Origin of the sequence: Gimesia sp. (assembly GCF_048262075.1) — a bacterium.
In the GTDB taxonomy this organism is placed as follows: domain Bacteria; phylum Planctomycetota; class Planctomycetia; order Planctomycetales; family Planctomycetaceae; genus Gimesia.
The window spans coordinates 236,889-248,874 of record NZ_JBLXFK010000005.1; the positions used below are offsets into that span (position 1 = coordinate 236,889).

Genomic DNA, 11,986 nt, shown 5'->3' on the forward strand with positions numbered 1-11,986 from the left:
ATTAACAGCAGTTCTACTGATTTGGGTCCGAGTCAGAGATAGTCGATTAACTGTTCTAGTTGATGGAAACCGCCTCCAGCACGGTACGTCAACCTTTGACACCTGATTTCTACAAAGACCAGCAACGCGCAGCGATTAGCGGAGAAGAATAATGGAGTGAACCGTAGGGAGTGTTAAAACTTCGAGGATGATAATTGATGTCTTTGAAGTTGCACAGAGGTTCCGATTAGAAGATTAGATTAATTCTTAGGCTGAATAGGATCTTTTTATTCTAGTAAAAAATGAAATATCATTTTAAGCAGCTCGAATTAAAAACATTTTTTCACTTTCAATTGCTTGATCAAAGTCATTTTTTGAAATAGATATTAGAGCTTTTCGAAGATCAAAATCTCCCCCACTACCTTTTTTCAATATTCGGCATAGTCTTTGATTATACTTATAATCCTTGATTACTTTTCGCTTATGGTCAGCGTGGAATTGAAGTACTTGAGTAAAATCGCTGATAAGTCGATCAACAGGCTTTGCATCACTTAGAAGATTGCTTGCCTCTAAAAAATTGTTATGAGTTATCTGATCGTAAGCTTTATAACAAAGTATTAATCCTGATTCTTCAGGCTTAAATGTGTCAGGTAAGGCTACAGATCTGTCAGTATTGGATGAATTACCTTCGAAAATCCGAGTGAGAATCGATTGACGAATTTTATCTACAGCGTTTTGATCAGATAATTCTCTATAATCGGCGAAATACTTGTTTGCCAATACTGGTTCACCCTTTGCATAAAATAGCCGAGCAAACTGAAACTTCACATTAGCATCGTAAGGTGAAGTGTTCTCTAGTTCTTGTAGTATTGATTCTGCCTGATTGTATTGACCAACAACACGAAAAAGATGACTTAGTGCAGACTTATAAATTTTATAAGGTCCTGGTTCTAATTCAGAAAACCGTCTAAAGATTTTATTGTATTCTTCAATTGCATTATGCAATTTGCCGCTTTGCTTCCAGACTTCTGCTAATCCTGCATATACAGAATGCTTACTATGCTCATTCGAAATTTTGTCGAGACACTCCTTGTATATTGAACGTGCATCAAATGGTCTTCCCATTTTTCTATATAGGTCTCCAAGTTTTTTAAGAAGATCTGGATCATTCTCTCTCTTTGGTATTTGGTAGTATTCTTCTAGCGCTTCATCATATAAACCTTGAGAACTCAGCAATCTTATTTCAGCTAAGTGGATTTTTTTATCATAATATGGAATTATCTCTTGAGCCTTTCGAAAGCATTTTAATGCTTGGTCGAAATCTCTGACTTTCCGAAGCTCCTCTCCGATCTGGAAGTATAAAGTAGAGTCGATTCCTTTTGGATATTTTAAAGCTTCTGATAAGCAATTCCAGGAAATCTGATCTCTTCCAGAAATCCGTGCATTCTTTGCTACATTGCACAAAGATTTGACAGCGTGTATTTGACCATCTGGATGCTTTAGATTTTCTGAAATGAGTTGACGGAGAATTTTATCGGCTTGATCATCTTTACCTTTGGCAAACAACTCTCCGATTTTTTCGACTTGTGATACTGCTGCTTTTAGCGCAGAGCGACGTGTTGTGTGTAAAGGATCCTCATGATGTTGTGAGTGTGCGGATGTGTTTGTTTGGGGGCTGTTAGTAAGATTTCTTCTTGTTTGGACTTTTTGCTTATTTGAGATTGGAATTCTCTCTTGGAGTATTTTCTTAAAATCCACCATGAGGAAACTTCCATCAGGGCCAAACTGTTTTTTGAGAGTCGAGGCAAGATCTATGGTCAGAGCGTTTAATGATTTTTTGCCGTTAAGTTCAAAAGCAAACCGGCGAAAAATACCGTTGTTTGAAAATGCTGCATATACTTCATTCAAACCAATTTGCGATACACGATCTGTTTGGCTTAGGGAAAGCCAAGCATTAAACACTATTTTTAAATTATCTTGTGATTCATTTATCTTTTGAATAATTTTCGAAATGCTAATTAGACCACTAGCTGTCTGAGTGGCACCTTGTTTATCAGCACTATTTGAGAGTGGTTTGCTCAATATTGCATCCAACACATAATCGGAATATCGTTCACTCTCAAAAAGCTTGTTTAATTCTTGTGCAACTTCGGTTCGGGTTTCGAGACTTATTTCTGAGTCAAATAACATCAGTGTCATATCTAGACACATAGATTGAGTAGTTTGAGCTTTCAGTTGAGTGATTGCATCATCTTTATTAGATATTTCAATTAGGCTTGTGTCCGGAAAACGAGACATATATGCCTTTGGTGTTAAAGAGCCGAGATTCTTTCCACTACAATCAAAAATTTGAGTCGATAGACGATCATCTGATAGTATGGCAGTCATATGCTCCCTAGGTGAAATTAGAGCTAATTTTGATGGATGAATCATTTCTCAATTACCTTAACACCTTGGTTTTGCAATTTCTCTTTCACTGCTTTCCAGTATATTTTTGCTGTTTGGTCCTGATTTGTTGAATCCCAAGTAATATATTCAAAGGTTCGAGCTGTCATAGGGCCAAGAATATGCACCTCTACGTAATTATCATCACTACTGGTTTTACCATTAGTCAATAACATTCTCACAAAATCGGGTGGTGTTACCGAAGCGTCTATTTTGAGAGAAAGTTTTGCAACACAAAGTTTATGACGTAAGTCCCATGCGCTTAACCAACCAGTGTCAATACTATGCGTCTTACTAAAAAGTTGGGCAGAATTCCCTTCAAAACAAGTAGCACGATGCGAAATCATACTTTCTCTGAGTAAGATTGTGCAGTTGCCGTAATTTTTTAAGCCTTCACCATCAAGTGATAAGGCTGCATAATGCAAGTCGTCCGAACTAGGATCAATTCCATATAATTCTATTTCCACTTGTTTTCTTAATTTTTCCCATTCAGGAATACTCTTTTCATAGCGTAACCTTAATTTCTCTAATTGAGAAAAAGATCCATAAAGTTCTGATCCATCAGTAAATGTTTTAAAAAGTCTTTCAAGATGACAACAGAAGACAGCGACTGAATTCTCGCATGCAGTCTCAAAATCCTGAACTTGTTGTTCACATCCCCTTGATACAGCTTGACTCTTGGCTGCTTGATAACGTTGTTCAAGTTCGGCTTGGACCGTTCTTGATTGATTAACATTTTGGAAAAGCCGTGGTCGTCCACAGTGTGGACAATTGCTTCTATTCATCGGAATTGAATTACCACAGCTTTCGCATATTAAACTGTTTGGAGACGCTAAATTTGACCCCAACTATTATACCCCCCAGATTCATGTGTTTATGTCGTTATTTATCTGCCATTTTGTGTTGGGAGTGAAATAATAGACGCCGAAGTCGAATAGTCAGTTCAGACCATAAATATGTATCACATGTGTATGACCATTTTCTACAAACTTTCAAAATACCAACATTTCCAAGTGTCATTACACATAGTGTAAAAATGTTTCTTCTATGTCAACTTTAGACAGCATTTTTTTTATTTTCTGAATCCTATTTCATCCCCGTTTCGTCCGGTTTTCCCAGCTGAAAACCATCCCCTTCCGGCAGCGATTCCACATCCGAGAGTCGGAACAACTAAAGCAGCTGGCCGCGGTGGTGCATGCTGTGGCTCTCTGTCAAATCGGTTCGTCAAAGGCTTTGGCAATCGAGCTGGCCAGTTGTTCGAGGGAATAAAATTTCGTGGCGACATCGCGGATGTGGGCGACGGTGGCGGATTTGATGAACATCATTTTGGCCAGATGCCGTGAGTCGTTCTGCGTGCTCTCCACGCGCTGTTTGCGGCGTTTGACATACAGCGACAGTGCGTGTTCGACGAACTGGTTGTTCGTGCGGGAGAGTTCATCGGCGAGTACAGCGGCGGACTCCATCGCCATCGAGGCGCCGATGCCCGCGGTCGGCAGGAAACCGGCGGCCGCATCTCCCAGCAGCACCACGCGTCCGCGCGCCCAGTCTTTGGAGCGGACGTCCGAGAGTTTCCAGAAGAACAGGTCTTCGCTGTCGTCGGGCAGGGCCTCCAGGCAGGTATCAACCAGTTCTCCCATGCCGGCAAATTGCGCGCGGATGCGGTCGCCGCGCCCCGGTCCCTGTTCGCCGAACTCCCCGGCCACCGGTGCGCCGGCATACACGCCGGCTCCGTCTCTGGTCGGGTAGATGCCGAAGAACCGCCCCGCGCCCCAGTGTTCGATGAACGTTTCCTGCGGCAATTGCGCGGGATCGACCCACCAGACCCAGCCTCCCCAGTGCGTGTGATAATAAGGCTGTTCGCCGAACACCTGCTGGCGAACTTTGGAATGAAGGCCGTCCGCGCCCACCACCAGGTCGAAGGTTTCAATCTTACCATCACTGAACTGGACGGCGACTTCCTCTCCTGCCTGACTTACAGATTGAAAGGACGTGTTGAACCGCAGGTCGACGCCGTCGAGCGCAGAATGCAGCAGCTTCACCAGTTGCGGACGCGTGCAGCTCAGGTTCGGACCGAATCGATCCGCGATGGGAGCCATCGACCAGTGCTTGACGAGTTCGCCGTGATTGTCGCGGACTTCGTAATCTTTGCACTCCACACAGTCGGCGGCGAATTTATCGTACAGACCTAATCCATGCAGCACCCGATAACCGAGCGGCCAGAGCCCCAGCATGTAACCCGCGTGATCGAAGTTGGCAGCCCGTTCTATCAGCGTCGGCTGCAGACCCCGCTGTTTGAGCAACGCCGCCAGCGTCATGCCACCGATGCCGGCGCCGACAATTAAAATCCGCATATCACCTTTTCTCCCCAAAGGGGGCCCATGATTAAGTTTGTGCGTTTGTGTACTGTAGCAGACCGGTGTGTTACCGTGCGAGAAAAAACACGAAAATGATTTCGCTCAGTCGTTTATTCCAGACGCGTTCTTTGTGGGGGCGATCAATGGGAACGGCGCGAACGCTCATCCCTCGATGAGTGCCGTTATAAAAATCCAATTCATCTGCTTTCTTCATGAGTTATACTGAGAATTTTCATAGCTTATTCATCACAAATTCAACATAGCGTGAATCCTGAACAGAGTGCGATAAACAACAGTCGTCTGCAGTTTCACGAGGGTTTGAAGAGTGGTACACTCGCCAGGAGAGCTTTGTAGAAATGACGGAGCTGAAACGCAGGCTGCAAAGCCATACGATTCCGAACAGGTCGACTTTGACACTGACTGATTCCGCAGCAGGAACGATTACGCATGAAAAACCTGAGAGCCATTCTATTATTTATTACGTGTTGTCTGGCAGTCTGTCAGGTGGAACAACGGGTGCAGGCAGCCGACTGGCCCGCTTACCGGGCCGATTCCCAACGAAGCGGGTTCACAACAGACGACCTGCCTGGAGAACTGGCGCTGCAGTGGCGTATTCAGAATTCGCATGCCATTCAGTCCGCCTGGCCTCGGAGTACGCGGTTGACTTATGACCGTGTAAATCATTGTGTCATCGCCGATGATCGGGTTTTCTTTGGCGACAGTGTGACCGGAAAAATTCAGGCGGTCGACCTGCAGACCGGAAAACCGGTGTGGGAATATTTCACCGAAGGTCCTGTGCGCTTTGCCCCCACGGTCTGGCGGGACCAACTGCTGGTGACCAGTGATGATGGCCATCTTTATGCATTGAGTGTCGCAGAGGGAAGTCTATTGTGGAAACATCGGGGCGGGCCGCGTGCGGATATGGTGGTGGGGAACGAACGTGTGATTTCCAAATGGCCTGCCCGTGGCGCGGCAGTCGTCGTCGATGATACCGTGTACTATGCCGCTGGAATCTGGCCCAGCGATGGAATCTTTCTGCATGCTTTGAATGCGAAAACAGGAAAGCCGGTCTGGTCCAATACGGACTCAGGCCAGATTTATATGCCGCAGCCACACGGGGGCGCCGATGCCAACAGCGGCATCTCTGCTCAGGGATATCTGGCCGTCGCCGGAGATCATCTGCTCGTGCCCGCCGGTCGCGCCGTACCTGCGTCGATGAATCGCCTGACCGGTCAATTCGAATATTTTCACCTGCAGAAAAACCGGGCACAGGGGGGCGGCGATACGATTGTCGCCGGCGATCTGTTTCTGAACAGCGGCGTGGTATTTAAAGCAGCCGACGGGGAAGCCATCGCCAAGTCCGCACCTGGTCCCACAGTGGCAACACCGGACGGCCTGGTGCAGGCGAGCCGGGGAAGCATTTCCCGCTATCAATGGATCGATACGGAAAACCCGGACCGCAAAGGCAAGCTGGTGCGAGGAAAAGCGTTGAAACAGATCTGGACCGTCAAGCAGATTCAGCCCAGTGCCGCGCTGATTATCGCGGGCGATAAAATTGTATCTGGCGCGAACAATCTGATTGAGACCATTGATCTGGAAACCGGTAAACCTCTCTGGTCTTCGCCGGTGGAAGGCACCGCTTACGGACTGGCGGCCAGCAACGCACGTCTGCTGGTCAGCACCGATCGCGGGACGCTTTATGCATTCGGTGATAAAACGGCAGTACCCGCTTCCGATAACGACGCGCAAGTGAAGAAGTCACCTTACCCTGCTGATTCAACGGCTGCCCGGGCGGCGGCGGAAATCATCAAACGAACCGGCATTGAGAAAGGTTATTGTTTTGATGTAGGCTGTGGTGATGGCGCCTTGGCGTTTGAACTGGCGACCCGCACGCAGTTGCGGATTCTCGCCATCGAAGCTGACCCGGAGCTGGTCGCGCTGGCACGTCAGAAACTGACGGCGGCAGGCGTGTATGGATCGCGCGTCACAGTGCTGCAGCGGTCGCTGGATCAAACCAATACGCCGAATAAAGTAGCCAACCTGGTCGTCTCCGGGAGATCCCTTTCAGAGGACCCCGCCGCGATTTCCAGGCAGGAGCTCAAACGCTTGCAGCGCCCTTATGGCGGCGTCATCTGTCTGGGGAAACCTGGAAATATGAAAATCGAGAAGCGGGGCGCGATTGAGGGTGCCGGCGAATGGACGCATCAATATGCGGATGCGGCCAACACGCTATGCAGTAACGATAAACTGGTTAACGGCCAGTTAAGCATGTTGTGGTATCGGGATTTCGATTTCGTCATTCCCTCCAGACATGGGCGCGGGCCAGCTCCCTTGTATTCAAAAGGGCGCCTGTTTCATGAAGGCAATCATGGTCTGCTGGCAGTGGATGCGTATAACGGTCATGAACTGTGGCGGTTTAAAATCGAGGGCGTGCTGGCCGCCTACGATGGGGATGAATTGATGGGCGCTTCGGGAACCGGCAGCAATTATTGCCTGGGAGGCGATTCCGTATTTATCCGTCATGAGGAACACTGTTATCAACTGGACGCTGCCACGGGAGAGCTGCTGCATACATACGATGTCCCTCCTTCAGATGATCCCAAAGCAGAGAAAACGAAACAACCATGGGGATATATTGCCTGGCACGACGGTATGTTAATCGGCACCGCCGCAGATCCGAGTCATGTGGTCGCGTATCGCTATCATGCGACGACCGGAGATATGACGAAACAGTTGACAGAATCAACCCGGCTGTTTGCCTTTGATACAAAAACCAGGAAACTGAAATGGCAGTACGAGCCGGAAGATTCGATTCGACATAACGCGATTGCGATTGCCAACGAGAAGCTGTATCTGATCGATCGTCCGCTGGCCGATTTTGATCGCACGAAAGAGACGCGCAGTAAGCCGATTCCCAAAACCGCCAAACATGCCACCGGTCAACTGTTGTGCCTGAGCATTCACGATGGCTACGTCTTGTGGAAAAACAAAGAAGACATCTATGGTACGATGATCGCCGTCAGTGCCGAGAACGATGCGCTGCTGATGAGCTATCAGCCGACGAGCTTCCGACTCTCCTCCGAAAAGGGAGGCCGGTTGAGTGTCTTTAACAGTACGACGGGAGAAAAAACCTGGGAGGCGAAAGCGAACTACAGATCACGGCCCTTGATTAACGGAAACACCGTGTATGCACAGGGCGGCGCCTGGAATCTGAAATCGGGTAAGCCCCAGCCTTTTAACTTCAAACGTTCTTACGGCTGTGGCATTCTTGCCAGTTGCGAAAACATGATGTTCTTCCGGTCGGCGACGCTGGGGTATTTCGACTTCAATAAAAACGACAGCATCGAAAACTACGGAGGCGTCCGTCCCGGCTGCTGGATCAACGCCATTCCCGCCGGCGGTCTGGTGCTCGTCCCCGATGCCTCCGCCGCCTGCAGTTGCAGCTATCTGAATAAATCCTGGTTCGCGCTGGAAACTCAGACGGTGAAATAGTTTTTCGAAACAGAGCAGGAATTCTCCACCGCCGGAGACTTCTCGCGAGAACAGGTTCGCTTCTACATTAAAATATTCAGGGTAGAAACGGTCTTGTTGCGGTAAGATCGATTCTGGTACACTGAGCCCCCCTGCATACGATCGAAAGTGTTGAACTGGTCCATCGTACTATTACAGGTCTGGCATCTTACCAGACGGGGGGGATTCTCTGATGTATTATCGCTTAACGACATGTGTTTGCCTGCTCTCACTCTGTTGTTCGACGGCTGTTGCTGAAGAACCAGTCTCCACCGAGGATCAGGACGCTCTTGATAAGCTCGTCAAAATCAGTACTGAAGTAACAACGCAGCTGCGCAGTTATGCAGCCCAAGGGCGCTTCCGGGAATATGACATTGCAGGTGATGACTTTCCTCTGTTGAGGGAAGCGAAAATTACAGCGAAGTGCAACGGGGCGCGATATTATCTCAACCTGGAATTTACGACTCTTCAGGAACCATATCAGCGTCGTGCGATTCCGCAGGAAGCGTATCAACGCCGCGTGATTCTGTTTGATGGCAGTACGCTTGCGAGCAGTTATTTCTCACCGCGAATTTCTGTGACCGGGGCCGCTGGCGAGCTGTTTCCTGCCCGTGCTTCGCGATCAGGCATTGTGTCTCCGCAGATCTTTCATTTTCCCTGGGATATTGCCCACCTCGATCGGGAAGCCTGCTACCCTCTCATGGTAATCGAAAACCTGGGTCGTGACAGGCTTTTCTGTTCCTATACACCACAAGGAGACATCGCAGCAGGATATCTGGTTGGCAGACAGGGGAAGGCAGGAAAAGTCGATTTGCTGTTTCGAAAAAAAGACGGTTTTCATTTAGGCAGCTATCGCTATGAAAACCCGCAGGGAAAACTGATGACGTCGCATGATTTAGACTGGACGCAAATCGATGGTATCTGGTGCGTCAAGAAGATGATTGAGGTCTCTTACATCGCCCACAAAAAGTGGGAGCTGGAATTCAATACGATCAAGCCGAATGCCACCATTGAGGAGAGTACGTTTGCATTGGAGGCACTCGATCTACCTGCCCGGTCACGGATCATCGAGCGGGGGCCGGTAACACGCCTCACCCGCGTCGCAGAGTAAATATCGCAGGTCGCCACCCAGCGGTATTGCAAATTAAAGAAGCTGACATTCATCTGCTCAATGCCGCGCGGTTATTATTTCTCCAGCGTCAGGGTGCCCAGATCGACGGGTTCAGCGCTATATCCATTTTTCACAGGCGGAACGGTAAAGTGGACATCGCTTAAGCTGCCCGCGGCATGCTTTCGCTCTCTGAAGGTGACTTTCAGGAGATAGTCTCCCGGCGGCGCATCGTCGATACGGAACGATCCATCGCGGGCAATGCTCGCGGTGAGACTGGGAGAATCGGTCAGTAATTTACTGCGTGCGTCTTTGTATCTCTGATAGACCACTTTCTCCGCTTCATATGTGGGCGATTTTCTCCAGGCCCGTACCCAGTTGCGAAAGTGCAGGGGGTCTTTCCTAACCGCCTCTATCGATAACATACCCGCTGGTGGCTCTAAATACCGATGTGCGTCAACCATCGCAAATGCCCAAAGTACTTCACCCGTGTGATTGACAGGCGCTGCGAGTTTGCCCACAACCGGTCGCCCGGTGCCTCCCAGGTCCAGCGAGATCGTTTCTCCGGCGACAAAATCGACGGGTACTCGGACCGACGAAGTGGGTTCGGTGGCGCCTGCGTTGACGGTCAACATGATGCGGCGGTTAATGCGTCCGTGTCCCGGAAAGACACGCTCAAACACATAACGACCGTCTTTCCCCGTGGTCGTGTCGTGGTGGGTGAAGATATTCGGAACGCCTTCGCCGTAAGACGGGGTCACATTACTGAAGATGGTGAGCGGGACTCGCGCAACCGGCTTCGTGCCGACACGAAACGTTCCTTCAATGCGTGCCCAGGGGGTGAGTGTGACGGTTTCCGGTATCGCCCCTTGTTCCGATTTGAGGTGCGCGTAACCCGCCGGATGCGTGATCATCAGCTGGAATGGTTCTGTCCGTGCCGGAATGCTGAAATGCCCTTTTGCATCCGACTTGAGCTGTGTGGCATATGTCGAACCGTCATAAATTTCACCATTCTCAACGCTGATCTGCGAGCCGGCGACACCAAGGGCGATTTTCGCGCCCGCCGCCGGTTTCCCCGCTGCTGTCATCAGGGTCGCAGCGATGTCTGTTGCCGGTTCCAGGGCAAAATCAATCTCGATTTCTCCCTCGTCGGTTTTGATATCACGCGAGATCGCCAGCTGATAACCGGCGGCTTCAATTTTCACCAGATTCGCAGAATATCCGTGTTTCAGGCGAATGCGGTACGTTCCATCGGTCGCATCAATATCGTCGCGGGGGCTCCAATCCATTCCGAGGCGAGGATAGCTGTTGCGCAGGCCGGGAGTGACATGAAACTGTTTGATCGGTTGTTTTGTCTTGGCATCAATCACGTGACCCGAAACCACCAGTGCCGGGGGCGGAGTGAAGACATATTCCTTCTCGCGGGCGACGAGTGGTTCTTTGGAGAGCTGCATTCCGCCGGGACGATAAATGTCGGCCTGGAATTCATCCAGGGGGGCTTCATCCCATTCCCAGACGCCATTTTTGTCGGCATATTGACTGACATGGTTGAACTCAAAATAATCGATTCTGCCACGCCAGCGCTGGAAAAAAATGCGTGCCTTGGGAATCCCTTTCCCGTCTTCATCGACGACGCGCACTCGGATCTTACCGCCGGGCTTGAGAACAAAGTCGACCGGTTCCATCTCCGGGGCAACGCGGACTTCTTTCATTTCTAATGCACGACCTTTTGCGGATACTACAACACGCGTCACGCGAGGTTCGCAACCACTGAGCAGGTAGACGCCAAACTCGTCCGTTTCTGCTTCGCGAATTTCATTCAGGAACTTGGTACGAATCAGTGCGCCGCCGACAGGTTTGCCGTTTTCATCCGTTACACTGCCAGTGATATTCAAACCCTGCTCCAGTGTGATTTTGGCGGAAGGACTTGTATCGGCTTTCACTTCGAAGACACTGCGGTTGATCCGTTTTCGCCAGGGACCATACTCGGGGTGATTGATGGCGATGAAAACTTCCGCTTCGGAAGCAGGGACATCATCGAACTGCCATTCCCCCTTTGCGTTCGTCACGATTTTCGTGTTGACAGCCGGTCGTCTGACATCTTTATTCCGTCTATAGCTGCGCACATCCACCGAGATCTTCGCACCGGCGACAGGCTGTCCCGCTTTGTCAACAACGATACCCCCCACGGTCCAGTCTTTGTCCGCAGCGGGTTTTGGGCTCTTCTTGTCTTGCGCGCTCGCCAGATGGAGGGGTTGAATTCCCGCGATCAGACTCAAGAGGATGATCAGCCCCGTTAGAATTCGAAAGTCTTTGAGTGGAATCCCGTGTCGAGGCACATCGGAAACGGCTTTCGATAACGGTCGGTACGGCGGGGTATCAAAAATAATCATGAATTCACCTGGTTGGAAGCGATCAACGTGGAGCACGGCTGATTTTGAATTGATTCCGTCGCATTCAGCCGGAGTAATATCATCAGGCGATCGAGTAAGTGCTGCCATGATTTCACTATGCGCGATCTGTAACAGATGTCTATGCACAATATTCAATCGTGTAGACGAGGTCAAGAAAATGTTGTATTTCTACAGAC

The 11,986-nt window shown here is 49.4% G+C and carries 7 protein-coding genes; 2 read left to right on the forward strand and 5 right to left on the reverse strand.

Annotated elements, in window-relative coordinates:
* Positions 1–294 precede the first annotated feature (294 nt).
* The 4 genes from ACN0YH_RS12705 to ACN0YH_RS12720 all read right to left on the reverse strand — a co-directional run bounded on the left by ACN0YH_RS12705 (position 295) and on the right by ACN0YH_RS12720 (position 4,992).
* Positions 295–2,412 carry a tetratricopeptide repeat protein gene (locus tag ACN0YH_RS12705; protein WP_417379937.1) on the reverse strand — a complete coding sequence of 706 codons (2,118 nt, stop codon included), beginning with the start codon at positions 2,410–2,412 and terminating at the stop codon, positions 295–297.
* A complete protein-coding gene (locus tag ACN0YH_RS12710; protein ID WP_417379938.1) occupies positions 2,409–3,209 on the reverse strand; it encodes a hypothetical protein in 801 nt (266 codons plus the stop codon). Before ACN0YH_RS12710 ends, ACN0YH_RS12705 begins: the two co-directional genes overlap by 4 nt.
* A 426-nt stretch (positions 3,210–3,635) precedes the next feature.
* Positions 3,636–4,775 carry an FAD-dependent oxidoreductase gene (locus ACN0YH_RS12715; protein WP_417379939.1) on the reverse strand — a complete coding sequence of 380 codons (1,140 nt, stop codon included), beginning with the start codon at positions 4,773–4,775 and terminating at the stop codon, positions 3,636–3,638.
* A gap of 70 nt (positions 4,776–4,845) precedes the next feature.
* Positions 4,846–4,992, reverse strand: coding sequence for a hypothetical protein (locus tag ACN0YH_RS12720; RefSeq protein WP_417379940.1), 147 nt, complete (start codon positions 4,990–4,992; stop codon positions 4,846–4,848).
* A 233-nt stretch (positions 4,993–5,225) separates the two neighbouring features.
* Between ACN0YH_RS12720 and ACN0YH_RS12725 the strand changes: the two genes are divergently transcribed.
* Both ACN0YH_RS12725 and ACN0YH_RS12730 read left to right on the forward strand, forming a co-directional pair.
* Positions 5,226–8,270, forward strand: coding sequence for a PQQ-binding-like beta-propeller repeat protein (locus ACN0YH_RS12725; protein WP_417379941.1), 3,045 nt, complete (start codon positions 5,226–5,228; stop codon positions 8,268–8,270).
* Positions 8,271–8,481: 211 nt separating this feature from the next.
* Complete coding sequence (locus ACN0YH_RS12730) at positions 8,482–9,399, forward strand: hypothetical protein (RefSeq protein ID WP_417379942.1); 918 nt, start codon at positions 8,482–8,484, stop codon at positions 9,397–9,399.
* Between the two features lie 74 nt (positions 9,400–9,473).
* Here the strand turns inward: ACN0YH_RS12730 and ACN0YH_RS12735 are convergent, their stop codons facing one another.
* A complete protein-coding gene (locus tag ACN0YH_RS12735) occupies positions 9,474–11,897 on the reverse strand; it encodes a carboxypeptidase-like regulatory domain-containing protein (protein ID WP_417379943.1) in 2,424 nt (807 codons plus the stop codon).
* Positions 11,898–11,986 lie beyond the last annotated feature (89 nt).